The sequence below is a fragment of the Paucibacter sp. XJ19-41 genome, from assembly GCF_028462495.1.
GTDB lineage: Bacteria > Pseudomonadota > Gammaproteobacteria > Burkholderiales > Burkholderiaceae_C > Roseateles_E.
On the sequence record NZ_JAQOWX010000023.1, the window covers coordinates 18,168 to 40,806 of the forward strand.

Genomic DNA, 22,639 nt, shown 5'->3' on the forward strand with positions numbered 1-22,639 from the left:
AGGCCCCTCGGGGCCTTTTTTCATGGTGCCGGGTCTTGCCTGAAGTAGCCGGCCAGTAGCTCATACAGCGCCGGCTGCTCCCACTTCAGCTCGGTGGGGGCGACAAAGAAGGCTTCGGCCGAGACGGCGAAGAACTCCTCCAGGCTCTCGGCGCCGTAGGGATCGATCAGGGTAGTCGCGCCGGCATCGACCTGTTCGCAGAACCATTGCCACTCGGCCTCGATCACATCGAGCCAGCGTTCGCGCTCGGCCACCGAGCCCAGCGGCGGCACGCCATCGGCGAGACCGTCGCCCATGTCCAGCACATGGGCGAATTCATGGATGACGACGTTGTAGATGCTGTCCGGCGCTGCCGAGGCGGGGTCGCCGCTGTCGACCTCGCTCCAGGCCAGCATCAAGGGGCCGCCCTCCATCGCCTCGCCGGCCAGCACCTCCTCGTAGCGGTGGACCACGCCGTCCTCGTCGACGAACTCGCGCTGCGCGACCACCTCGCCCGCATGCATCACTATGCCGACAAAGCCGTCGTAGGCCGTCAGGCCCAGGCGCAGCACCGGCAGGCAGGCCTGGGCCGCGACGGCCAGGGCGACCTCGTCCGTGACCTCGAAACCGTCCACGCCATGGAATTCCTTGGCGGATAGAAACAGCGAGCACAGGCGTCGCAGCTCGGCCAGGTCCTCGCTTGAACGGACGGCGATGAAGGGGTAGCGCAGCAAGGTCAAGCGCCACAGCGGCTCGGGGATGGCGTAGTCGCGCAGCGTTTGCGCCTCCTGCCTGGCCCGCCAGGCCGACCACAGGCGACCCAGCATCAGAGCAGGGCGATGCGCCGCAAGCCCTGGGCGTCCAGGCGCAGCACATCGGCGCGCGGAAGTTCGGCCTCCAGGTCCCAGTCTGACAGCACCCAGCGCCACAGGCCGTCGCCCAGATCATGGGCGGCCGGGCGGTGTGTGTGACCATGCAGCAAGACTTGGCATCGGGTTTGCCGCAGCCAGTCGCGGCAGGCGTTGGCATCGAGGTCGGACCAGGCTTGCGGGCTTTGCTGACGCTTGTTCAGCTCGCTGGCCTCGCGCATCTGGCGCGCGATCGCGCGTCGCTGCGCCAGCGGCTGGGCCAGGAATTCGCGCTGCCAGTCCGCGCCGCGCACCTGGGCGCGAAAGCGTTGGTAGTCGTGGTCGTCCAGGCACAGCGCGTCGCCATGGCTCAGCAGAACGCGCTGGCCGAAGGCCTCGAGAGCGACCGGGTCGGGCAGGAGCTGCATACCGGCGTCCTGCGCCATCGCCTTGCCGAGCAGGAAGTCGCGGTTGCCGGCCATGAAGAAGAGCCGGTGTCTCTGGCTGGCGCGTTGCAGCAGGGCCGTGCACGCGGCTTCAAAACCTTCGAAGCGGGCATCGTCGCCGATCCAGACTTCGAAGATATCGCCAAGCAGGAACACTGCCTGGGCCGGCGTGCGCTCCAGGTGCTGCGCCAGCGCCGCCAGCGTCAGCGGCGTGGCGGGCGCCAGATGCAGATCCGACAGAAAGTCGATCACGCCCCACTCGGGAGGCGCGATCAGGGTCGGGGTGTCGATATCAGGCGATTTCAACCGCGCGCTCGATCACCACATCTTCCAGCGGCACATCGTCATGGAAACCGCTGCGGCCGGTCTTGACCTTCTCGATCGCATCGACGACTTCCTTGCCTTCGATGACCTTGCCGAACACCGCATAGCCCCAGCCCGACGGGGTCTCGGACTTGAAGTTCAGGAAACCGTTGTTGGTTGTGTTGATGAAGAACTGGCTGGAGGCCGAGTGCGGGGCATTGGTGCGGGCCATGGCCAGCGTGTAATGCTCGTTGGTCAGGCCGTTGTTGGCCTCGTTCTGGATCGTCGCGTCGGTGGGCTTTTGCTTCATGCCGGGTTCCATGCCGCCGCCCTGGATCATGAAGCCCTTGATGACGCGGTGGAACACCGTGCCGTCGTAATGGCCCTTGCGCACATAGCTGAGGAAGTTCTCGACGCTCAGCGGTGCCTTGGCATCGTCGAGTTCGACCTTGATCAGGCCGTGATTGGTATGCAGTTCAACGATCTTGCTCATTTCTTGGGCTCCACAATGGCCTTGGTGATGATCACGGGCGCAACCGGCAGGTTTTGGTGCATGCCTTGGTTGCCCGTGGGTTTGATGCGAATCTTGTCGACGATGTCCATGCCCTCGACGACACGGCCGAACACCGCGTAGCCCTTGCCATCGCGCGCGTTGGCGGCGTCCAGGAAGGGGTTGTCGACGACATTGATGAAGAACTGCGCGGTGGCGGAGTTGGGGTCGCCGGTGCGGGCCATGGCCAGCGTGCCGCGCACATTGTTCAGGCCGTTGCCGGCTTCCAGCGGGATCGGCGGACGCGTCGGCTTTTGCTCCATCTTGGTCGTGAAGCCACCGCCCTGGATCATGAAGCCCTCGATCACGCGATGGAAGATCGTGCCGTTGTAATGGCCGGCCTTCACATACTTGATGAAGTTGTCGACCGACTTGGGCGCCTTCTGGGCGTCCAGCTCGATGCGGATATCGCCCTCGGTCGTGCTCAGCTTGACCGTCTGAGCCCAGGCCGGTGCGGCGGCCAGCAGCGCCAGCAGGCCCAGCGCAGGGAGTGAGGAGTGTTTTTGCATGAACATGGTTGCGGGCTGAAAAACGCGAGAGCGCTATTGTTACCCAGGCCGTCAGCGCGCCGGGCTCAAGCGGCTCAGCTTGAGCTTGAGCGCCGCGCCGTCGCCGCTGCCATGTTTGAGCGCCAGCCCATAGGCCCGCGCCGCCATGCGCAGCAGCACATCGCCCAGATTCTCCTGGGCCTGGGCGTGCTCGGGCTGCAGCCGCACCGCCTGTTCCAGCGCGGCATGGGCCAGGTCCAGCTCGCCCCGGGCGGCATAGAGCACGGCCAGGTTGTTGAACGGGTCGGCCAGGTCGGGGTAGTCCTGGGTCAGGGCCAGCAGCCCGGCTTCCGCCTGGCTGGCCTGGCCGAGTTCCATCTGCATCACGGCCTGGGCAAAGCGCAGCTTGGCATCGTTGGGGTTCAAGGCCAGCGCGGCCTGCACGGTCTGCAGCGCCTGGGTCTTCTGACCTTGCAGCCACAGGGCCTGGGCCGCGTCGAAATCCTGCGCGCCGGCCGGCAGCGCGCACAGCCACGCGCTCGTCAGCAGCGCCGCAAGGCGCAGCCTCTGGGGGCGGAAAAAGAGATGCAAGCTAGCAGCAGGACTGTGCATAAGTTCTTGGGCGCTGAGCCCGGGGCCTGGGCGTCGCCGAAGAGCGAGCCGCTATACTGAGCGATTCTACGGGGCCCACCGCTGCGCGCTTGATGCGATCTCGAAGTGCCTGATTTCGAAGTCCCCATCGCAACAGAGCCACCCGCAGCCCAACCCTGAGCTCGCCATCGATTCACGACCGACGCTGGCAAATCAAGATCCCATGTCCCTGCGCATCTACAACTCGCTGACCCGCAAGGTCGAGCCCTTCAGCCCTATCGATCCCGGCCATGTGCGCATGTATGTGTGCGGCATGACGATTTACGACCTCTGTCATGTCGGCCATGCCCGCATGATGATGGCTTTCGATGTGGTGCAGCGCTGGCTCAAAGCCTCGGGCTTCAAGGTCACCTATGTGCGCAACATCACCGATATCGAGGACAAGATCATCAGGCGTGCGGTCGAGCGGGGCATCAGCATCCGCGAGCTGACCGACGAGATGATTGCCGCGATGCGCCGCGATATCGGCGCGCTGGGCGTCGAGACACCCACGCATGAGCCGCGTGCCACCGACTATGTGGGCCAGATGCTGGACCTGATCGGTACCTTGGAAAACAAGGGCCTGGCCTACCGCGCCAGCAACGGCGATGTGAACTACGCGGTGCGCAAGTTCCCTGGCTACGGCAAGCTGTCCGGCAAGTCGCTGGACGATTTGCGTGCCGGCGAGCGTGTCGCCGTTGACGATGGCAAACTCGACCCACTGGACTTCGTGCTCTGGAAGGCCGCCAAGGACAGCGAGCCCGAAGATGCCAAGTACGCTGGCCCTTACGGCCCCGGCCGCCCCGGCTGGCATATCGAATGCTCGGCCATGGCCTGCGCGCTGCTGGGCGAGCATTTCGACATCCATGGCGGCGGGCAGGATCTGCAGTTCCCCCACCATGAGAACGAGATCGCCCAGAGCGAGGGCGCCAGCGGTGGCAAGCCCTTCGTCAATGTCTGGATGCACAACGGCTTCCTGAACGTCGACAACGAGAAGATGTCCAAGAGCCTGGGCAACTTCTTCACGATCCAGGATGTGCTCAAGCGCTACGACGGCGAGACGCTGCGCTACTTCATGCTGCGCACCCATTACCGCAGCCCTTTCAATTTCAGCGATGCCAATCTGGACGATGCGCGCAGCGCACTGCGCCGGCTCTACACGGCGCTGGATGGCCTCGACGTCGAGGCCGGCGAGATTGACTGGACACAGCCGCAGGCGGCCGCCTTCCGGGTCGCGCTGGCTGATGACTTCCATGCGCCCGGCGCGGTGGCCCAGCGCTGCGAGCGGGCCGCCAGCCTGAACCGCAGCCGCTCGCTGGACGAGGCGCGCCTGCTGAAGAGCCTGGGCGCGGTGCTGGGGATTCTGCAGCAGCCGCCGCGCCAGTACCTGCAGGCTGGCAGCGGCCTGGACGAGGCCGCGATCCAGGCGCAGATCGACGCCCGGGCGGCGGCGAAGGCGGCGCGCAACTTCGCCGAGGCCGACCGCATCCGTCAGGAACTGCTGGCCGCCGGCATTGTCTTGCAGGACTCGCCCCAGGGCACGACGTGGATGAAGGCCTGAGGTGGGACGCGCTGCAGCGGGGGTGACCCCGGACTACTGGGACGAGGCTTGTCGTCATCTGGCCAAGCGTGACCGCGTGATGAAGAAACTCATCCCGCAGTTCGGCGAGGCACGGCTGCAGGTGCGCGGCGATGCGTTCACGACCCTGGCGCGCTCCATCGTCGGCCAGCAGATCTCGGTCAAGTCCGCGCAGGCGGCCTGGGAGAAGTTCGCCGCGCTGATCAGCATGCCGACCGCCCGCGTGATCCAGCCGGCCGCCGTGCTGGCCCTGCCGGTGGCCGATCTGCGCGCGGCCGGCCTGTCGGCCCGCAAGGTCGAGTACCTCAGCGATCTGGCCCAGCACTTCGAGGCGGGCCGTGTGCATGTGCGCCAATGGACGCAGATGGACGACGAAGCCATCATTGAGGAGCTGGTGGCGATCCGTGGCATCAGCCGCTGGACGGCCGAGATGTTCCTGATCTTCCACCTGATGCGGCCCAATGTGATGCCGCTGGACGATCCCGGTCTGCTCAAGGGCATCAGCCAGAACTACTTCAGCGGCGAGCCGGTCTCGCGCGCCGAGGGCCGTGAGGTCGGGGAGGCCTGGGCCCCTTACCGCTCGGTAGCCACATGGTACATTTGGCGCAGCCTTGATCCGCTCCCGGTGGAGCCCTGACCCTGGTATCTCGGCCCGTATCTACCGATCGCGGGCCGTCATCTCTGAAAGACCTAAGCAGGATGAGCAAGAAACATTTCCTCGAATTCGAGCAGCCGATCGCTGAGCTCGACACCAAGATTGAAGAGCTGCGCTACGTGCAAAGCGAGTCCGCCGTCGACATCTCCGAAGAGATCGACCGCCTCAGCAAGAAGAGCCAGCAGCTCACCAAGGACATCTACGCCAATGTGGCGCCCTGGCAGGTCTACCAGATCGCCCGGCACCCGCAGCGCCCGCAGACGTTGGACTATTGCGCCGATGTGTTCACCGAGTTCCAGGAACTGCACGGTGATCGCCATTACGCCGACGATGCCGCCATCGTCGGAGGTCTGGCCCGCTTCAACGGCCAGGCCTGCATGGTCATCGGCCACCAGCGTGGCGCCGACTCGAAGGAGCGCACCAAGCGCAACTTCGGCATGCCGCGCCCCGAGGGCTATCGCAAAGCCTTGCGCCTGCTGAAGCTGGCCGAGAAATTCGGTCTGCCGGTCTTTACTTTCATCGACACCATGGGCGCCTATCCCGGCATCGGTGCCGAGGAGCGTGGCCAGTCGGAGGCGATCGGCCGCAATATCTTCGAGATGGCCCAGCTGGAAGTGCCCATCATCGCCACCGTGATCGGCGAGGGTGGCTCTGGCGGCGCGCTGGCCATCGGCGTGGCCGACCAGGTGCTGATGCTGCAGTTCGCCGCCTATTCGGTGATTTCGCCGGAAGGTTGCGCGTCGATTCTCTGGAAGAGCGCCGAACGTGCGGCCGAAGCGGCCGATGCGCTGGGCATCACCGCCCACCGTCTGAAGGCCATGGGCCTGATCGACAAGATCGTCAACGAGCCGGTCGGTGGCGCCCACCGCGACACCAAGGCCATGGCCTCCTATCTGAAGCGTGCGCTGTCCGATGCGCTGCGCCAGGTCAGCGATCTGAAGCCCAAGGAATTGCTGGAGCGCCGCTATGAGCGCCTGCAAGCCTATGGTCGCTTCACCGACACCAAGAGCCGCTGAGCTTCAGCCGCGCCGCTGTGTAGCGGTCGCCTACAGCGGCGGCCGTGATTCCACCGCCTTGCTACATGCGACGGCCCGCCAGGCCGGCGAACTCGGCCTGGAGGTCGTCGCCCTGCATGTGCATCACGGGCTCAGTGCCCATGCCGACGATTGGCTGGTCCACTGCGAGCGTCAGTGCGAGCGCTGGGCCGCCTCGGGGCTGCCCTTGCGCCTGCTGTCGCAGCGTCTGGAAGGAGCACCAGCGGCGGCGCAAAGCGTCGAGGCCTGGGCCCGCGAGGGTCGTTATGCGGCGCTTAGCATGATGGCCCAGGCGGCCGGCGCCGATCTGCTGCTGCTGGCCCAGCATCGCCGCGATCAGGCCGAAACCCTGCTGTTGCAGGCCCTGCGCGGCGCTGGCGTGGCCGGGATGGCGGCGATGCCGGCGCAGCAATGGCGCGATGGCCTGCTCTGGGCCCGACCCTGGCTGGCGCAACCGCGCGAGGCCATCGAGGCCTATCTGCACGCCCATGGCCTGGACTATATCGATGACGACAGCAATGGAGACCCTCGCTATGCGCGCAACCGCCTGCGCCTGCAGGTGTGGCCGGGGCTGAGCAAGGCTTTTCCGGCTGCCGAAGCCAGCCTGGCGCAGACGGCTGAATGGGCGCAGCAGGCCTTGGCCTTGCAGCATGAGATGGCCGCTGTGGATCTGGCGGAGCTCGTCGGCCCCGAGGGCCTGGACATGGCGGGTCTGCTGGCCCTGTCGCCGGCACGCGCCAGCAATGCCTTGCGGGCCTGGTTGCGCACCCGGCTCGGCCGACCGGCGCCGGCCAGCCTGGTGCAGCGGCTGTTGCACGAGTCGAGCGCAGGGCAGGGGGCCTGGCCCTGCGCAGGTGGTGCGCTGAGGCTGTATCGGTGGCGATTGCTGCATGCCCCCGCCCGGGCTGTGACCGCAGCGCCTGTGGTCGAACTGAATCTGGGGCGACCCGGTGTCCATCCCGTGCCGGCTTGGCAGGGAGAGTGGATTGTTGAAGCCGTCGAGCAAGGTGGCGTGGCCGCCACGCGCCTGGCATCGCTCGTGATGCGGCCGCGCGAGGGGGGCGAGCAGTTCCAGCGCCATCCGGCCGGCCCGCCGCGCAGCCTGAAGAAGGCGTTCCAGAGCGCGGCCCTGCCGGCCTGGCAGCGCAATGCTCCCTTGCTCTATGCGGACCAGCAACTGCTGTTCGTGCCCGGGCTCGGCCCGGATGCGCGCTGTCTGGCCCGACCGGGCGAGCCGCAGCTGCGCCTGGACTGGCGTCCTGTGCCTCGCATGTAACGCCCGGACGTCGTTTGTTGCGGTGCGGCAGCTAGAATCGAGGGCTGCGACCGCGGCGCACCCCTTGCCCGATTCAGGGCCTCGACCCCCGCGTTGAAGAATCCCCATGGCACTGATAGTTCACAAATACGGCGGGACCTCGATGGGGTCCACCGAGCGCATCCGCAATGTGGCCAAGCGCGTCGCCAAATGGGCGCGCGCCGGGCATCAGATGGTGGTCGTGCCTTCGGCAATGAGTGGTGAGACCAACCGCCTGCTGGGCCTGGCCAAGGAGCTGTCACCGGCTTCATCGAGCCCCGAGCTGAACCGCGAGCTGGACATGATTGCCGCTACCGGCGAGCAGGTCTCGGTCGGCCTGTTGGCGATCGCGCTGCAGGCCGAAGGCCTGGAAGCCGTCAGCTACACAGGCTGGCAGGTGCCGGTGCAGACCGACTCCTCGCACACCAAAGCCCGCATCGAGAGCATCGATGACGCGCGCGTGCGCGCCGATCTGGCCGCCGGCAAGGTCGTCGTGATTGCCGGCTTCCAGGGCGTGGACGAAGAGCAGAACATCACGACCCTGGGTCGTGGCGGCTCCGACACTTCGGCCGTGGCGATCGCCGCTGCGATGAAGGCCGACGAGTGCCTGATCTACACCGATGTCGACGGCGTCTACACCACCGACCCGCGCATCGTGCCCGAGGCGCGCCGCCTGCACACCATCAGCTTCGAAGAGATGCTGGAGATGGCCTCGCTGGGCTCCAAGATCCTGCAGATCCGCTCGGTCGAGTTCGCCGGCAAGTACCGCGTGCCGCTGCGCGTGCTGTCGAGCTTCACGCCCTGGGACATCGATATCAACGAGGAAGCCAAGTCCGGCACCCTGATCAGTTTTGAAGAGGACGAAAAAATGGAACAAGCCGTCGTGTCGGGCATCGCCTTCAACCGTGACGAAGCCAAGGTGACCCTGCTGGGCGTGCCGGACAAGCCGGGCATCGCCTTCCAGATCCTGGGCCCGGTGGCCGAGGCCAATATCGACATCGACGTCATCATCCAGAACGTCTCGCAGGACGGCAAGACCGACTTCAGCTTCACCGTGCACCGCAACGATTACGCGCGCACGATGGAACTGCTGGAGAGCACCGTCGGCCCGGCCACCCAGGCCGCCAAGGTGCTGGGCGACCCGAAGATCTGCAAGGTCTCCATCGTCGGCATCGGCATGCGCTCGCATGTGGGCGTTGCGTCCAAGATGTTCCGCGCACTGAGCGAAGAGGGCATCAATATCCAGATGATCAGCACCAGCGAAATCAAGACTTCGGTCGTGATCGACGAGAAGTACATGGAGCTGGCGGTGCGCGCGCTACACAAGGCCTTCGATCTGGATCAGGAAATTTCTGCCTGATTTTCCTTGAAGCCTCGAATTCTTCGTATAGAATGCGAGGCTCAGCTGGAGTCGTGACCGAGTGGCCGAAGGTGCTCCCCTGCTAAGGGAGTATGTGGGCAAAACCTGCATCGAGAGTTCGAATCTCTCCGACTCCGCCAACAGTTGAAAAGCCCCCGCAGCGCAAGCTGCGGGGGCTTTGTTGTTTCCGGACCGCCCCTTATCGCCAGGCGCGGGCCAGCGTTGCGACGGCGGACCGGATCTGTGCCTCGGTCACGCCGGCAAAACCCAGCAGCAGGCCGGCGCGCGCGCTGGCCGGCAGCACGGCGCCGACCTGGCGCAGCGGGCCCAGCTCGACGCCCTGGGCCTCGGCCAGGGCATGCAGGCGCTGCTCCTGCACGGCACTGTCCAGCGGCAGCAGCGCGTGCAGGCCGGCATCGACCTGCGCCAGCGGCAGCGCGGTGCCGAAGTGCTGCTGCCAGCTGCCCAGCAGCGCGTCGCGCCGGCGCTCGGCGGCGCGACGCACCCGGCGCACATGGCGCAGGAAGTGACCCTGCTCGATGAAGTCGGCCATCACGCTCTGATCGGCGATCGAAGCATGCCGGTCCAGCAGTGCGCGCAGCTTGGCCAGATTCGAGGCCCAGGCCGGCGGCGCCACCAGATAGCCCAGGCGCAGGCCCGGGAACAGCAGCTTGGAGAAGGTGCCGATATAGAGCGTGCGGCCGCTGCGGTCTAGGCTGGCCAGCGGCGCAAGCGGCACGCCGGTGTAGCGGTACTCGCCGTCGTAGTCGTCCTCCAGGATGTAGGCGTCATGGCGCTGCGCCCAGGCCAGCAGGTCCAGGCGCCGCTGCAAGCTCATCACCGCGCCGCCGGGAAACTGGTGCGAGGGCGAGACGTAGGCCAGCCGGCAAGGCCCCAGCGCCTCCAGCGCGCCGACCTGCAGGCCCTGGGCATCGACCGGCACGGGCAAGACCCGACCCCCTTGCAGGGCCAGCGCCGCAGCGGCGGCACGGTAGCCGGGCGACTCGATCGCGGCGCGCTCGCCGGGCCCGAGCAGGGCCAGCGCGGCCAGCGCGATGGCCTGCTGAGAGCCGCCGGTGATCAGCACCTGCTCGGCCGTGCAGCGCAGGCCGCGCGAATGGCTCAGGTAGCGGGCCACCATCTCGCGCAGGCGCGGCAGGCCGGCAGGGTCGGAGTAGCCCAGCGATTGCTGGCCGGCGCGGCGCCAGAAGCGCGCCTGCAGCCGGGCCCAGATCTCGGCGGGGAAGAGGTCCAGTGCCGGCACGCCGTAGCGGAAAGCGCGCGGCGGCCCCTCGACCATGCGGGGCTGGCTGTAGCGCTGCAGATGCTGCCACAGCGCGGTGCTCGGCATGGCCTGCTGCGCTGCGACCCCGGCGGCCTGTGCGATGGCGCCGCCCGGCAGCCCGGCCACATAGCTGCCATCGCCGACGCGGGTCTGCAGAAAGCCCTCGGCCAGCAGCTGCTCATAGGCCCGCACCACGGTGTTGCGCGACACCCCCAGCGCGGCCGCCAGCTCGCGCGTGGTCGGCAGGCGCAGTGCGGCCGGCAGCTGGCCTTGCAGGATGCGTGTCTTCAGCTGCGCATGGATCTGACGGGCCAGCGGCTGACCCGGCTGCAGCTTCATGCCGGCTGGATCGAGGGCCAGGATTGGTGCCATAAAAATTCCGGATATTGGATCTTTGATCGTACCAAGCGATGCCCTAGAGTGGCGCCCATGTACACACCCAAACACTTTGCACTGAGCGATCTGGCGCTGGCGCGCCGGCTGATCGATGAACAACCCTTCGCGATGCTGGTCGGCCCCGATGCGCAGGGGCAGAGTTTCGTGACCCATCTGCCGCTGTCCTGGGGGGGCGATGAAGAGGGCTGGTGGCTGGAGGGCCATATGGCGCGCGCCAATCCGCACTGGGCCTGGCTGGCCGCGCAGGGCCAGGTGCTGGCGGTGTTCAGCGGGCCGGACGGCTATATCTCACCGACGCACTACGAAACCCGGCTCAATGTGCCGACCTGGAACTACCTGGCCGTCCATGTGCACGGCGCGCTGGAGACCATCGACGAGGCCGCCGCCAAGGACGCGCTGCTCAAGCGTCTGATTGCCCGCCATGAGCCCGGCTATGCCGAGCAGTGGCGCGGCCTGCCCGAGGACTTCCAGCACAAGCTGCTGGGCGCCATCGTGGGCTTCCGCATCAGGGTGGCGCGCTGGGAGGCCAAGGCCAAGCTGAGCCAGAACCGCTCGGCGCTCGAGCGTGCGCGCATCATCGCCCACAGCGAGGCCGGCACGGCCAATGAACGCGAACTGGCGCGGTGGATGCATCAACTGGGGCTGGGCGCATGAGCCGGCCGGACTGGACGATTCGGCCCCTGCAGGCCGCAGACCGTGCCGGCTGGGAGCCGCTGGCGCGCGGCTACAAGGCCTTCTACGAGACCGCGCATGACGAGGCCACCTACGAGCTGGCCTGGCAACGCCTGCTGGCCGGGTAGGAGGTCCATGGGCTGGCGGCGGTCGGTGCGGACGGCCGGCTGCTGGGCCTGGCGCACTACCTGTTTCACACCAGCGTCTGGACCGGTTCGAGCTGCTATCTGCAGGACCTTTTCGTCGACCCGGATGCGCGCGGCCAGGGGGTGGCTGCGGACTTGATCGAGGCGGTGGCCGAGCGCGCCGCCGCGCAGGGCGCGACGCGCTACTACTGGCTGACCCAGGCCCACAACGCCAGGGCCCGCGCGCTCTATGACCGGGTGGCCCAGCATCGTGGCTTTGTGCGCTACGACTATCCGCTGGGCTGACGCGATCAGGGCTTGAGCTGCTCGGCCAGAAAGCGCTCCAGCAGGTCCAGCATTTCGTTATGGTTGCCGGTGAGCCGGTAGCCGTGGCCTTCGCCGTACTTGGCCAGCCAGAGCGGCTCATTGCCGGCACGCTGCAAGGCGCGGCGCATGCTCTCGGCCTGCTCCAGCGGCGTGCGGCGGTCATCGACACCGGCGTAAATCAACACCTTGGATGTGATTCTGTCGGCCAGATGGACCGGCGAGACGGCCTGCAGCGCGGCGCGCTGCTGCTTGGGATCACCCACCATCTCGACCCAGAACTCGCGCGCCCGCTCGTTGCTGGAGATGTCGCTCCAGCCCGAGTCCAGCAGCGCCGGCAGATCGCTGACCGGCAGGCCTGCCACGACGCAGCGGTAGCGCTCGGGCGCGCGCGCCGCCGCCATCAGGCTGGCATAACCGCCGTAGCTGGCGCCCATGATGCACAGGCGCTGCGGGTCGGCATCGGCGCGCTGGAGCACGGCCGCCAGCACATCGTCCAGATCATCCTGCATGGCCAGGCCGAACTGGCCGCGCGAGGCTTGCAGCATGCGCTTGCCGAAGCCCAGGCTGCCGCGAAAGCTGGGCAGCACGACCAGATAACCGCGCGAGGCCAACCAACGGGCCGTGGCCATGTCGCCGTACTCATCGCCCCAGACGGCACCACGGTCCCAGGGGCCGCCGTGCACCAGCATCAGCACGGGCAGGGGTTGGCCTTTTGGCGCCCTGGCTGGCTTGAGCAGATACGCCAGCAGGGGCAGGCCGTCGCGGGCGCGCAGCTCCAGGATCTCGGTCCCCGGCACGCGTTCGCGTGCCAGCCCGGGGCGGCTGTTCAGCAGCTCGGTGAGCAGGCCTTGCCGGCTGTCCAGCAGATACCAGCGCATCACCTCGGTGTCTGAGCTGGAGCCCACCAGCACCCGATCGCCGGCGCTGAACTGCAGGATGTTGCTGCGGCCCGGCAGGGCCTTGTCGACCAGTGCCTGCACAGCCCGGCGGCGCTCGTCCATCCAGAGCTGCAGCGGGCGCTCGGCCGCGACGGCAAAGCCCAGCAGCTCGTGGGTGAGCTCATGATGCAGCTGCGCGCCGACGGGCGATCCCAGCGCGTCAACGGCCACGTCGTAACGCGGATGCTCGACCAGGACCTCGCCCCATTGCTGGCGCTGCGGGTCATATTCGCGCACGGACGTGGTGTCGCGGCCCTCGTTGCTGGCGACCAGCAGCTTGCCGTCGGCCTCGATGCTCAGCGGCACGCTGATGTCGCCACGGCTGCCGCGATGGCGCCAGAGCTCGCGCCAGCTGCCGTCGCTGTCACGGTAGTGGCTGATCAGATCCAGCGAGTCGGCCTCCCGGCCGATCGCCACCCGGGGTTGAAGCTGCGCATCCAGCACCCAGCGGCCGATGCGCGGCGGGCGCTTGTCGGTCAGCAGTGTGCGTTTGCCGGTCAGCACATTGAGGCGATAGAGATCGATGCTGTGCTCGTCCACATCGTTGCTGGCCACGATCAGCTCCTCATCGCTGCCCGGCACGCGTTGCTGCGGCCACATCTGCACCATCCGGCGCACGCCCGTGTTGGCCCATTCGCCGGCGGTCTGGAACAGGCGGCGCTGCTCCTTGCCGTCGCGGCCAACCACATAGAGACCACCGACATGGCTGCTGGTCTTGCGGCTCTGTCCCAGCTGGGTCAGCGAGAACACCAGACGCGCGTCACCGAGCCAGATGAACTCGCCGACGTCGGCAAAAGGCACGGAGATTCGGGCGCTGAAACGGGCGCTGTCAAGATCGAGGACGGCCAGGTTGCGGCGGCGGTCTTCGCCGGGTACCAGAACGGCCACATAGCGGCCGCTGGGCGAGAGCTGGGCGGCGGCATAGTCGGGCGAGCGGAACACCTCGGCGCGGCTCAGCGGCTGGGCCTGGGCGGCCGACCCTGCCAGGGCGGCGATCGTGAGCAGGGCAGTGCGGATCAGCGAGGGCATAGGGATAAGCAAGGCAGACATGAAAAAGCCCGCCGGTGAGGGCGGGCTATGGCGGAAGGCTAAGCGCTGCGTCGGACTTTACATGCCTGCGTAGTTGGGCCCGCCCCCACCTTCGGGGGTGACCCAGACGATGTTCTGCGTCGGGTCCTTGATGTCGCAGGTCTTGCAGTGCACGCAGTTCTGCGCGTTGATTTGCAAGCGGTCCTCGCCGGCATCGGTCTTGACGAACTCGTAGACCCCGGCAGGGCAGTAGCGGCTCTCGGGGCCGGCGAACTTGGCCAGATTGATGGCCACCGGCACCGAGGCGTCCTTCAGCGTCAGGTGGGCCGGCTGGTCTTCCGCATGGTTGGTGTTGGAGACGAAGACCGAGGAGAGGCGGTCGAAGGTCAGCTTGCCATCGGGTTTCGGGTAGGCGATCTTGCTCGACTCGGCGGCGGGGCGCAGATAGACATGGTCGGGCAGGGTGCGGTGGATCGTCCACGGCGGGCTCTTGATGCCCAGCTTGGGCAGGAACCATTGCTCGATGCCGGTCATCAGCGCGCCGACCGTGTTGCCCTTCTTGAACCACTGCTTGAAGTTGCGCGATTGGTTCAGCTCGGCGTGCAGCCAGCTCTGCTCGAAGGCGGCCGGGTAGGCGGCCAGCTCGTCGTGCGAGCGGCCGGCGCCCAGGGCCTCGAAGGCGGCTTCGGCGGCCAGCATGCCGGTCTTGATGGCCGCATGGCTGCCCTTGATGCGGGCCGCGTTCAGATAGCCGGCATCGCAACCGACCAGGGCGCCGCCGGGGAACACGGTCTTGGGCAGGCTCAAGAGGCCGCCGGCCGTGATCGCGCGCGCGCCGTAGCTGATGCGCTTGCCGCCCTCCAGATGGGCGCGGATGCTGGGATGGGTCTTCCAGCGCTGCATTTCCTCGAAGGGCGAGAGCCAGGGGTTCTTGTAGTCGAGGCCGACGACAAAGCCCAGCGTGATCTTGTTGCCTTCCAGGTGGTAGAGGAAGCCGCCGCCATAGGTCTCGTTGTCCATCGGCCAGCCGGCGGTGTGCACGACCAGGCCGGGCTTGGCCTTGTCGGCCGGCACTTCCCACAGCTCCTTGATGCCGATCGCATAGCTCTGCGGGTCCTTGCCGGCGTCGAGCTGGTATTTGGCGATCAGCTGCTTGCCCAGATGGCCGCGCGAGCCCTCGGCAAAGATGGTGTACTTGCCCAGCAGCTCCATGCCCAGCTGGAACTCGCCGGTGGGCTCGCCGTCCTTGCCCACGCCCATATTGCCGGTGGCGATGCCGCGCACCTCGCCCTGCTCGCCATAGACGATCTCGGCGGCGGTGAAGCCGGGGAAGATCTCGACGCCCAGTGCCTCGGCCTGCTCGCCCAGCCATTTGCTGACCGCGCCCAGCGAGATCACATAGTTGCCGTGGTTGTGGAAGCACTCGGGGATCAGCCACTGCGGCGTGCTGGTGGCGCCGGTCTCGCTGAGGAACAGCACCTCGTCGCCGGTCACCGCCTGCTTCAGCGGGGCGCCGAGCTCCTGCCAGTTCGGGAACAGCTCGGTGATGGCGCGGGGGTCCATCACGGCGCCGGACAGGATGTGCGCGCCGGGCTCGGAGCCCTTTTCCAGCACCACCACGGACAAGTCCTGACCCTTGGCGGCCGCCAGCTGCTTGAGCCGGATCGCGCTGGCCAGGCCGGCCGGGCCACCGCCCACCACGACCACGTCGTATTCCATGTTCTCGCGCGGACCGTACTGGGCCACAAGTTCTTCGCTCGTCATGCTTGTCCTTGGTTCTTTTGCTGGAGTCACGCGGGCGGCCGCGCGCTGTTCGGGCCGCATTCTACTGGTGCGATTGAAAAATAGAACGATCGTGCTTTTTGCCTCTGGACTGAGGCCTCTAGCACGGCGCGGAAACCCCGTGTCACAGACCGGCAGCGCCAGGGCTGCGATCATGCGCAGCTCGAATCGTTTTCAATGCCCTCATGACCAGACATTTCGCTGCCCCATCGCTGTTGATCCTGCTGGCTGCCGCCTGTGCTCAGCCGGCATTGGCCGATGCCGAGGCGCCGACCCTGGCCTACTGCGCGGCGATCGGCGCCCCGGCCGACCGCCTGGCCTGTTACGACAAGCTGGCGGGCCGCGCGCCCGAGCTGCCGCCTTCGCCCGAAGCGGCGCCCACGGCGGTGGCGGCGCCCTTGCCATCCAGCTCCGAGCTGGCTCCCAAGGGCGCACTGAACGCCGGGCAAACGCGCAGCAGCTCCAGCCTGATGTCCAAGTTCTGGGAGCTCGACGCCGAGGACAAGCGCGGCACCTTCAACTTCGTCGGCTACAAGCCCAACTACGTGCTGCCCTTTCACTACACCAGCCGTATCAACCGCCAGCCGCAGTCGCCAACCCAGGCGGTGGTGGCGCAGCCGAACTACCGGCGCGAGGAGGCCAAGTTCCAGCTCTCGCTGCGCACCAAGCTGGCCCAGGACCTGATCTTGCCCGGCGGCGATCTGTGGGTGGCCTTCACCCAGCAGGCGATGTGGCAGATCTGGAATGGCAAGGACTCCAAGCCCTTTCGCAACAGCGACTACGAGCCCGAGGTGATCTATGTGCTGCCCACGCCCGAGGCCTGGCGCCAGCTGCCCTTCGGCTGGCAATGGCGCTATGCGCAACTGGGCATCGCCCACCAGTCCAACGGCCAGTCCGATCCGCTGTCGCGCAGCTGGAACCGCGTCAATCTGGGCGCCGGCTTCGAGCGCGGCGACTGGTCGCTGAGCACCCGGCTGACCCAGCGCCTCAACGAGCCGCTGGCCACCGACAACAACCCCGACCTGGTCAGCTACCGCGGCCGCGGCGAGTTTCAGCTGAACTGGGCCCATGGCAAGCACACCGCCTCGCTGCTCTATCGCAGCACCCTGAAGAACGTCAAGTACGGCGCGCTGCAGCTGGAATGGACCTACCCGGTCTTCGAGGACCAGCCCAACGGCCTGCGCTGGTATCTGCAAGCCTTCCGCGGCTATGGCGAAACGCTGACCGACTACAACTTCCGCCAGACCAGCATAGGTGCCGGGGTGAGCTTCATGCAGTTCTGAGCCGGCCGTGGCCTCATGTTTCCTGCCGTTGAGCCGAAAAGACGGTATACCCAGAGAGCGATTTGCCTCCCATCTGCCCAAGAGAACTCGATGAACACTGTTCAAAACCCCGCTTTTGCCGATCAAGGATTGCTGATGCTGCTTGAACAGGCCGGCGATGCCGAGCTCGATGCCCTGGACTTTGGTGTCATCGGTTTTGATGCTGAAGGGGTGGTCCGGCGCTACAACGCTTTTGAGTCCAAGGCCGCCGGCTTGTCGCCGGAGCGCGTGCTGGGGCATGCGCTGTTCACCGTGGTGGCGCCTTGCATGAACAACTTCATGGTGGCGCAGCGCTTCGAAGACGCGCAGCAGGCGAGCAGCGCGCTGGATGACATGATCGACTATGTGCTGACCTTGCGGATGCGGCCCGTCAAGGTCAGGCTGCGCCTGCTGGCTAGCCCCGGCGCTGCACGGCGCTATGTGCTGGTCAACCGTGCCCCTTGAGCCTGCCCCCCGATGAGCACCTCCGTGATCGAGCAGGAGCACGAGGCGCTGCTGCAGTTTCTCTACATGGCGCCGATAGGCCTGCTGCAACTGCGCCCTGACGGCGAGATTCTGCTGATCAATCCGCTCTCCGCACAGCTGCTGATGCCGCTGTCGCGCGACGGCGCGCTGGCCAATCTCTTCACCGCGCTGGCCGATGTGGCGCCGGACCTGCGCCACCGCGTGGCCGACTTTCAGGGCTCGCACGGCATGATTGTCGAGGCGCAGCAGCTGCAGGTGGCCCCAGCCGGCTCGGGGCATGCCGAACCGCAGTTGCTGTCTCTGAGCCTGCTCAAGCTCGATGACGAGCGCTTGATGGCCGTGCTCAACGACGTGACCCAGTCCGTCAGGCGCGAGCGCGAACTGCGCCAGAGCCAGGCCTGGATCAACACCATCGTCAGCGGCATCACCGACTATGCGCTGCTGCCACTGGACGAGCAGGGGGCTGTGCAAGCCTGGAACCCCAGCGTCGGACGGGTGACCGGGTTTGCGGCCGAGGCCTCGTTAGGGCGCGGCTACGCGGTCTTCTATCCGCCCGATGACCTGTCGCCGGCACGGATGCAGGATCGTCTGCATGAGGCCGACCGCAGCGGCTGGAGTCTGGACGAGGGCTGGCGGCTGCGTGCCGACGGCTCGCGCTTCTGGGGCAGCTGCCTGATCGCGCCGCTGCATGAGGGCGCCGACGAGGCCGGCGCGCCGCGCGGCTACAGCCTGATCATCCGCGACATCTCCGACCGCCGCGAGGCTCATGAGGCCTTGCGCCGCTCGATCTTCTGCGACCACCTGACGGGCCTGGCCAACCGTCGGGCCTTCTTCGAGGCCGCCGAGATCGAGTTGCAGCGCTGGGCCCGGCAGCCGCGCCCCTTGTCGCTGGTGATGATCGATGCTGATCATTTCAAGCAGATCAATGACCGCCATGGCCATGCCGCCGGCGACGCGGTGCTGCGCCATCTGGCAGTGGCGCTGGGCGCCTGCTCGCGCTCGCTCGATGTGGTGGCCCGGGTCGGCGGCGAGGAGTTCATCCTGCTGCTGCCGGACACCACGATCGACGGCGCCGAGGCTCTGGCATCGCGCCTGTGCCAGAGCATTGCGGAGCGGCCGGTCGAGATCGACGGACACTGCGTCCGCTACACCGTCAGTGCCGGCGTGGCCCAGATGCAGGCCGGTGTGGCCGGTCTGGATGCACTGATCAAGCGCGCCGACGCCGCGCTCTACCAGGCCAAGGCGCTGGGCCGAAACCGGGCGCAGCGCTGGCATGGCAGCGCCGCCCCCAGCGAGCTGGAGACCGGCCTATGAAGCCGGAGGCCGGCGCCTACGAGGCCTTGATCCAGTTTCTCTACCAGTCGCCGATCGGCCTGCTGCAGGCGCGGCCGGATGGCGAGATCATGATGGCCAACCCGATGTCGGCGCAGCTGCTGATGCCGGTGGCGCCCGGCGGCAATCTGCTCAATCTTTTCGATGCCTTGCAGACCGTGGCGCCCGAGCTGCGTGCGCAGACGGCCGCGCTGGGCGAATCGAACGGCGTGATCTGCGAGGCACTGCGGGTGCCGGTGGCGCACCCGCGCAGTCTCGTCAAGGCGCTGGACATCCGCCTGCTCAAGCTCGATGCCGACACCTTGATCGCCAGCGTCAGCGATGCGACGGCGGCGGCGCTGGACGAGCAGCAGCGGGTGGCCTCGCAGCTGCGCGACGCCACCCGCACCGACAGCCTGACCCTGATCCCGAACCGCGCGGTGGCGCTCGAGCGCATCGAGCAGGCCCTGCTGCATGCGCGGTCCGATGCGGCCTATCAGTTCGCGCTGCTCTTCATCAATATCGACCGCTTCAATCGCGTCAATGCCAGCCTGGGCCCCGGCGTCGGCGACGAGCTGCTGCGCCTGATCGCCGAGCGGCTGAGCAGCACGGTGCGGCTGGGCGATGTGGTGGTCAGCGGCATCGCGGTGCCGTCGCACACCCAGACCGCCGCCCGGCTGGGCAGTGACGAGTTTGTCGTCGTGCTGGAGGGCCTGCGCCGCGCCGACGATGTGCACGGCGTCGCGCAGCGCCTGCTTGATGCGCTGGCCAAGCCCTATGGCATCGCCCACGAGCAACTGCATCTGAGCGCCAGCATGGGCGTGGTGCTGCGGGCCCAGGCCGAGGGTGATGCCGATGCGGTGCTGCAGGACGCCAGCACCGCGATGCGGGTGGCCAAGCGTGCGGGCGGCGCCCGCTACTGTGTGTTCGAGCCGCAGATGAAACAGCGCGCGGCGCGGCGCGGCCAGGTCGAGAGCGATCTGCGTCGGGCGCTGGCGCAGGGCGAGCTGTTTGTGGTCTATCAACCGCTGGTCGATCTGGTCGGCGGGGCTTGCAGCGGGGTCGAGGCGCTGGTGCGCTGGCAGCACCCGGCGCGCGGCCTGGTGCCGCCGGTCGAGTTCATCGATGTGGCCGAGGAGACCGGCCTGATCGCGCCGCTGGGCGCTTTTGTGCTGGACACGGCCTGCCGGCAGTTCGCCGCCTGGCAGCGCCAGCTCGGAGACGGCGCGCCGCAGATCCTCTCGGTCAATCTGTCGCGTGCGCAGCTGGCCGATGCCCATTTGCCCGAGCTGGTAGCCCGCTCGCTGGCCGACAGCGGCCTGGCGGCACGGCATTTGCAACTGGAGATCACCGAGAGCCTGGCCGCGCAGGGCGAGTCGGTGCAGCGCATGCTGCATCGGCTCAAGGCCCTGGGCATAGGCCTGGCGCTGGACGACTTCGGCACCGGCTACTCCTCGCTGGCCAGCCTGCACCTGCTGCCGGTCGATGTGGTGAAGATCGACCGCTCCTTCGTCAGCCAGGCCGAGACCAGCGCCCACCACCGTGTGCTGATCGAGGCGACTGTGCGGGTGGCGCGCAGCCTGGGCATGCGCACGGTGGCCGAGGGTGTCGAGACCGCCGGGCAGGCGGACATCCTGGCGGTGCTGGAGTGCGACAAGGGCCAGGGCTATCTCTATGCCCGGCCGCTGCCGGCCGAGCAGGCACAGGACTGGATCATCGAGCACCTGCGCTGACAGACCGTCGCTGAGTCCGATCATGGCCGGCGCGCATGCTATCGTTTCCTCCAGCAGTTTTCCGAGGACGAGACCATGAGCTACAGCATTGACTTATCGGGCCGTGTGGCCCTGGTGACCGGCGCCTCCAGCGGCCTGGGCGCGCAGTTCGCCAAGACCCTGGCCAAGGCCGGCGCCGGGGTGGTGCTGGCCGGTCGGCGACTGGACCGGCTCAAGGCCTTGCGCGCCGAGATCGAGGCAGCCGGCGGCGACGCCCATGTCGTGACCCTGGACGTCACCGATCTGGACAGCATCAAGTCGGCCGTCGCCCATGCCGAGACCGAGGTCGGCACGCTGGACATCCTGATCAACAACTCCGGCGTCAGCACGACGCAGAAGCTGGTCGATGTCGGCGTCGATGATTACGACTTCGTGATGGACACCAATGTGCGTGGCGCCTTCTTCGTTGCGCAGGAGGTCGGCAAGCGCATGCTGGCGCGGGCCCGCGGTTCGGCGCCGGGCACCTTCATCGGCGGGCGCATCGTCAATATCGCGTCGATGGCCGGCCTGCGGGTGCTCAGCCAGATCGGCGTCTACTCGATGAGCAAGGCCGCCGTGATCCACATGACCAAGGCGATGGCGCTGGAGTGGGGCAAGTACGGCATCAATGTCAACGCGATCTGCCCCGGCTATATCGACACCGAGATCAACCATCACCACTGGACCACCGACGGCGGCAAGAAGCTGATCGACCTGCTGCCGCGCAAGCGCGTCGGCCATCCGCAGGACCTCGACACCTCGCTGCTGATGCTGTGCGCCAACGAGAGCCATTTCATCAACGGGGCCGTGATCCAGGCCGATGATGGCTTCGGAGTCTGAGCGCATGTCGACACTGCGTGACCTGACCTCCCTGGAGGCCCGCGTGCTGGCCGTGCTGGTCGAGAAGGAGCACACCGTGCCGGACAGCTACCCGCTGTCCGTCAACGCGCTGACCCTGGGCTGCAACCAGAAGACCGCGCGCGACCCGGTGATGAATGCCTCCGAGTCCGAGGTGCTGCAGGCGCTCGATGAGCTCAAGGCCATGCACCTGATCAACACCGTCAGCGGCAGCCGCGTCGTGCGCTTCGAGCACAACGCCGCGCGCGTGCTGGGTGTGCCCGGCGCGGCGCTGGCCATTCTGACCCTGTTGATGCTGCGCGGCCCGCTGACCGCCGCCGAGCTGCGCCTGTACACCGAGCGCCTGCACCGCTTTGCCGACATCTCCTCGGTCGAGGGCTTTCTCGATGAACTGGCCAGCCGCGAGCCTCAGCCCTATGTGATCAAGCTGGCGCGTGCGCCGGGTGCGCGCGAGTCGCGCTGGGCCCATCTGCTGAGCGGGCCGGTGGCGCACGACGCCTACAGCGGCGGAGCAGCGGCACCGGCGCTGCCGCGCGAGCAGGAGATCGAGGCCTTGCGCGCCGAGCAGGCGCGCCTGCGGGCCGAGGTCGAGGCCTTGACGGCCCTGGTCCACCGCATGGCCGCCGAGCTGGGCATCGCGGCCTGACGCCGCCTTTTCACTTCACATAGCTCAGCGGCAACGCCGTCGTCAGCTTCAGCTCCTCCATCGCGAAGCTGGAGCTGACGTCGTGCAGCTCGGTGCCGGCGATCAGGCGCTTGTAGACCGCGTCGTAGGCCGCGATATCGGGCACAACCACGCGCAGCAGATAGTCGACATCGCCGCTCATCCGGTAGAACTCGACCACCTCGGGAATCGCCTGGATGGTGGCGCGAAAGCGCTCGAACCACTCCTGGCTGTGGATGCTGGTGCGCACCGAGACGAAGACGGTGACGCCCACATTGATCTTGCGCGCGTCCAGCAGGGCCACCTGGCGGGTGATCACGCCGGCTTCCTTCAGGCGCTGGATGCGCCGCCAGCAGGGCGTGGTCGACAGGCCCACCTGGGCGGCGATCTGCGCCACCTGCTGCTCGGCGTCCTGCTGCAGCAGTTCAAGAATTTTCAGATCCAGGGAATCCAATTTCATAATTATTCTCTGTTGAGAAATGGGATTGCATAACAAGACCGGAGAACGGTCAACAACGAACGTTGTTTCCGGCCCCGGCCGCGCAGAA

23 protein-coding genes and 1 tRNA gene are annotated in these 22,639 nt (G+C 67.2%); 15 read left to right on the forward strand and 9 right to left on the reverse strand.

What is annotated here, in order from left to right:
• Positions 1 to 20: 20 nt before the first annotated feature.
• The 5 genes from PO768_RS08380 to PO768_RS08400 are packed head-to-tail and all read right to left on the reverse strand — an operon-like array spanning position 21 to position 3,205.
• Entirely contained in the window at positions 21 to 806 is a 786-nt protein-coding gene (locus PO768_RS08380; RefSeq protein ID WP_272645695.1) for a zinc-dependent peptidase, read from the reverse strand.
• Positions 806 to 1,579: a UDP-2,3-diacylglucosamine diphosphatase gene (locus PO768_RS08385; protein ID WP_272645696.1), complete on the reverse strand. Its 774-nt coding sequence runs from the start codon at positions 1,577 to 1,579 to the stop codon at positions 806 to 808. The genes PO768_RS08380 and PO768_RS08385 overlap by 1 nt, the downstream gene beginning before the upstream one ends.
• Entirely contained in the window at positions 1,566 to 2,060 is a 495-nt protein-coding gene (locus PO768_RS08390) for a peptidylprolyl isomerase (RefSeq protein ID WP_137942447.1), read from the reverse strand. Before PO768_RS08390 ends, PO768_RS08385 begins: the two co-directional genes overlap by 14 nt.
• Before the next feature lie 5 nt (positions 2,061 to 2,065).
• On the reverse strand, positions 2,066 to 2,635 hold the full coding sequence (locus PO768_RS08395; RefSeq protein ID WP_442953201.1) for a peptidylprolyl isomerase: 570 nt from the start codon (positions 2,633 to 2,635) through the stop codon (positions 2,066 to 2,068).
• Between the two features lie 51 nt (positions 2,636 to 2,686).
• Positions 2,687 to 3,205, reverse strand: coding sequence for a tetratricopeptide repeat protein (locus PO768_RS08400; RefSeq protein ID WP_272645698.1), 519 nt, complete (start codon positions 3,203 to 3,205; stop codon positions 2,687 to 2,689).
• Positions 3,206 to 3,428: 223 nt separating this feature from the next.
• Here PO768_RS08400 and cysS point away from each other — a divergent pair, with 223 nt between their 5' ends.
• The 6 genes from cysS (at position 3,429) to PO768_RS08430 (ending at position 9,306) form a co-directional block, all read left to right on the forward strand.
• Positions 3,429 to 4,805 carry a cysteine--tRNA ligase gene (cysS, locus tag PO768_RS08405; protein WP_272645699.1) on the forward strand — a complete coding sequence of 459 codons (1,377 nt, stop codon included), beginning with the start codon at positions 3,429 to 3,431 and terminating at the stop codon, positions 4,803 to 4,805.
• Position 4,806: 1 nt separating this feature from the next.
• Positions 4,807 to 5,460, forward strand: coding sequence for a DNA-3-methyladenine glycosylase family protein (locus tag PO768_RS08410; RefSeq protein WP_269840917.1), 654 nt, complete (start codon positions 4,807 to 4,809; stop codon positions 5,458 to 5,460).
• A gap of 62 nt (positions 5,461 to 5,522) precedes the next feature.
• Positions 5,523 to 6,494: an acetyl-CoA carboxylase carboxyltransferase subunit alpha gene (locus PO768_RS08415; RefSeq protein WP_137942245.1), complete on the forward strand. Its 972-nt coding sequence runs from the start codon at positions 5,523 to 5,525 to the stop codon at positions 6,492 to 6,494.
• The gene (gene tilS, locus PO768_RS08420; RefSeq protein WP_272645718.1) at positions 6,463 to 7,788 is read left to right on the forward strand and encodes a tRNA lysidine(34) synthetase TilS; all 1,326 of its coding nucleotides are present in this window, start codon (positions 6,463 to 6,465) and stop codon (positions 7,786 to 7,788) included. Before PO768_RS08415 ends, tilS begins: the two co-directional genes overlap by 32 nt.
• Before the next feature lie 106 nt (positions 7,789 to 7,894).
• Positions 7,895 to 9,166: an aspartate kinase gene (locus PO768_RS08425; RefSeq protein WP_272645700.1), complete on the forward strand. Its 1,272-nt coding sequence runs from the start codon at positions 7,895 to 7,897 to the stop codon at positions 9,164 to 9,166.
• A 47-nt stretch (positions 9,167 to 9,213) separates the two neighbouring features.
• Positions 9,214 to 9,306, forward strand: a tRNA-Ser gene (locus PO768_RS08430).
• A gap of 59 nt (positions 9,307 to 9,365) precedes the next feature.
• On the opposite strand, the gene pdxR is transcribed toward PO768_RS08430, so the two are convergent.
• Positions 9,366 to 10,823 (reverse strand): MocR-like pyridoxine biosynthesis transcription factor PdxR, encoded by a 1,458-nt coding sequence (pdxR, locus tag PO768_RS08435; RefSeq protein ID WP_272645701.1) that lies wholly within the window; start codon positions 10,821 to 10,823, stop codon positions 9,366 to 9,368.
• A gap of 57 nt (positions 10,824 to 10,880) precedes the next feature.
• On the opposite strand from pdxR, the gene PO768_RS08440 reads away from it, so the two are divergent.
• Genes PO768_RS08440 through PO768_RS08450 form a run of 3 tightly spaced genes read left to right on the forward strand, consistent with a single transcriptional unit; the run spans position 10,881 to position 11,950 of the window.
• Entirely contained in the window at positions 10,881 to 11,501 is a 621-nt protein-coding gene (locus tag PO768_RS08440) for an FMN-binding negative transcriptional regulator (RefSeq protein ID WP_272645702.1), read from the forward strand.
• Entirely contained in the window at positions 11,498 to 11,647 is a 150-nt protein-coding gene (locus tag PO768_RS08445) for a hypothetical protein (RefSeq protein WP_272645703.1), read from the forward strand. The genes PO768_RS08440 and PO768_RS08445 overlap by 4 nt, the downstream gene beginning before the upstream one ends.
• Before the next feature lie 12 nt (positions 11,648 to 11,659).
• The gene (locus PO768_RS08450; protein WP_272645719.1) at positions 11,660 to 11,950 is read left to right on the forward strand and encodes a GNAT family N-acetyltransferase; all 291 of its coding nucleotides are present in this window, start codon (positions 11,660 to 11,662) and stop codon (positions 11,948 to 11,950) included.
• A gap of 5 nt (positions 11,951 to 11,955) precedes the next feature.
• Here the strand turns inward: PO768_RS08450 and PO768_RS08455 are convergent, their stop codons facing one another.
• A complete protein-coding gene (locus PO768_RS08455) occupies positions 11,956 to 13,938 on the reverse strand; it encodes an alpha/beta hydrolase family protein (RefSeq protein ID WP_272645704.1) in 1,983 nt (660 codons plus the stop codon).
• A gap of 78 nt (positions 13,939 to 14,016) precedes the next feature.
• Entirely contained in the window at positions 14,017 to 15,702 is a 1,686-nt protein-coding gene (locus PO768_RS08460; RefSeq protein WP_272645705.1) for an electron transfer flavoprotein-ubiquinone oxidoreductase, read from the reverse strand.
• Positions 15,703 to 15,905: 203 nt separating this feature from the next.
• Here PO768_RS08460 and PO768_RS08465 point away from each other — a divergent pair, with 203 nt between their 5' ends.
• The 6 genes from PO768_RS08465 (at position 15,906) to PO768_RS08490 (ending at position 22,073) form a co-directional block, all read left to right on the forward strand.
• Positions 15,906 to 17,003 carry a phospholipase A gene (locus PO768_RS08465; protein ID WP_272645706.1) on the forward strand — a complete coding sequence of 366 codons (1,098 nt, stop codon included), beginning with the start codon at positions 15,906 to 15,908 and terminating at the stop codon, positions 17,001 to 17,003.
• A 90-nt stretch (positions 17,004 to 17,093) separates the two neighbouring features.
• The gene (locus PO768_RS08470) at positions 17,094 to 17,486 is read left to right on the forward strand and encodes a PAS domain-containing protein (RefSeq protein WP_336297756.1); all 393 of its coding nucleotides are present in this window, start codon (positions 17,094 to 17,096) and stop codon (positions 17,484 to 17,486) included.
• Between the two features lie 12 nt (positions 17,487 to 17,498).
• On the forward strand, positions 17,499 to 18,821 hold the full coding sequence (locus PO768_RS08475) for a sensor domain-containing diguanylate cyclase (RefSeq protein ID WP_269840326.1): 1,323 nt from the start codon (positions 17,499 to 17,501) through the stop codon (positions 18,819 to 18,821).
• On the forward strand, positions 18,818 to 20,551 hold the full coding sequence (locus PO768_RS08480) for a putative bifunctional diguanylate cyclase/phosphodiesterase (protein ID WP_272645707.1): 1,734 nt from the start codon (positions 18,818 to 18,820) through the stop codon (positions 20,549 to 20,551). The genes PO768_RS08475 and PO768_RS08480 overlap by 4 nt, the downstream gene beginning before the upstream one ends.
• A 75-nt stretch (positions 20,552 to 20,626) precedes the next feature.
• A complete protein-coding gene (locus PO768_RS08485; RefSeq protein ID WP_137941953.1) occupies positions 20,627 to 21,409 on the forward strand; it encodes an SDR family oxidoreductase in 783 nt (260 codons plus the stop codon).
• A gap of 4 nt (positions 21,410 to 21,413) precedes the next feature.
• Positions 21,414 to 22,073: a YceH family protein gene (locus PO768_RS08490; RefSeq protein ID WP_336297757.1), complete on the forward strand. Its 660-nt coding sequence runs from the start codon at positions 21,414 to 21,416 to the stop codon at positions 22,071 to 22,073.
• Between the two features lie 10 nt (positions 22,074 to 22,083).
• On the opposite strand, the gene PO768_RS08495 is transcribed toward PO768_RS08490, so the two are convergent.
• Complete coding sequence (locus PO768_RS08495) at positions 22,084 to 22,551, reverse strand: Lrp/AsnC family transcriptional regulator (RefSeq protein ID WP_137941954.1); 468 nt, start codon at positions 22,549 to 22,551, stop codon at positions 22,084 to 22,086.
• Positions 22,552 to 22,639 lie beyond the last annotated feature (88 nt).

Bases quoted from the DNA above. Each gene is read 5' to 3' on its own strand.
- PO768_RS08380 (WP_272645695.1), bottom strand. From the start codon at position 806: ATGCTGGGTCGCCTGTGGTCGGCCTGGCGGGCCAGGCAGGAGGCGCAA.
- PO768_RS08395 (WP_442953201.1), bottom strand. From the start codon at position 2,635: ATGCAAAAACACTCCTCACTCCCTGCGCTGGGCCTGCTGGCGCTGCTG.
- cysS (WP_272645699.1), top strand. From the start codon at position 3,429: ATGTCCCTGCGCATCTACAACTCGCTGACCCGCAAGGTCGAGCCCTTC.
- PO768_RS08415 (WP_137942245.1), top strand. From the start codon at position 5,523: ATGAGCAAGAAACATTTCCTCGAATTCGAGCAGCCGATCGCTGAGCTC.
- tilS (WP_272645718.1), top strand. From the start codon at position 6,463: ATGGTCGCTTCACCGACACCAAGAGCCGCTGAGCTTCAGCCGCGCCGC.
- PO768_RS08425 (WP_272645700.1), top strand. From the start codon at position 7,895: ATGGCACTGATAGTTCACAAATACGGCGGGACCTCGATGGGGTCCACC.
- pdxR (WP_272645701.1), bottom strand. From the start codon at position 10,823: ATGGCACCAATCCTGGCCCTCGATCCAGCCGGCATGAAGCTGCAGCCG.
- PO768_RS08440 (WP_272645702.1), top strand. From the start codon at position 10,881: ATGTACACACCCAAACACTTTGCACTGAGCGATCTGGCGCTGGCGCGC.
- PO768_RS08445 (WP_272645703.1), top strand. From the start codon at position 11,498: ATGAGCCGGCCGGACTGGACGATTCGGCCCCTGCAGGCCGCAGACCGT.
- PO768_RS08455 (WP_272645704.1), bottom strand. From the start codon at position 13,938: ATGCCCTCGCTGATCCGCACTGCCCTGCTCACGATCGCCGCCCTGGCA.
- PO768_RS08460 (WP_272645705.1), bottom strand. From the start codon at position 15,702: ATGACGAGCGAAGAACTTGTGGCCCAGTACGGTCCGCGCGAGAACATG.
- PO768_RS08465 (WP_272645706.1), top strand. From the start codon at position 15,906: ATGACCAGACATTTCGCTGCCCCATCGCTGTTGATCCTGCTGGCTGCC.
- PO768_RS08470 (WP_336297756.1), top strand. From the start codon at position 17,094: ATGAACACTGTTCAAAACCCCGCTTTTGCCGATCAAGGATTGCTGATG.
- PO768_RS08475 (WP_269840326.1), top strand. From the start codon at position 17,499: ATGAGCACCTCCGTGATCGAGCAGGAGCACGAGGCGCTGCTGCAGTTT.
- PO768_RS08480 (WP_272645707.1), top strand. From the start codon at position 18,818: ATGAAGCCGGAGGCCGGCGCCTACGAGGCCTTGATCCAGTTTCTCTAC.
- PO768_RS08485 (WP_137941953.1), top strand. From the start codon at position 20,627: ATGAGCTACAGCATTGACTTATCGGGCCGTGTGGCCCTGGTGACCGGC.
- PO768_RS08490 (WP_336297757.1), top strand. From the start codon at position 21,414: ATGTCGACACTGCGTGACCTGACCTCCCTGGAGGCCCGCGTGCTGGCC.
- PO768_RS08495 (WP_137941954.1), bottom strand. From the start codon at position 22,551: ATGAAATTGGATTCCCTGGATCTGAAAATTCTTGAACTGCTGCAGCAG.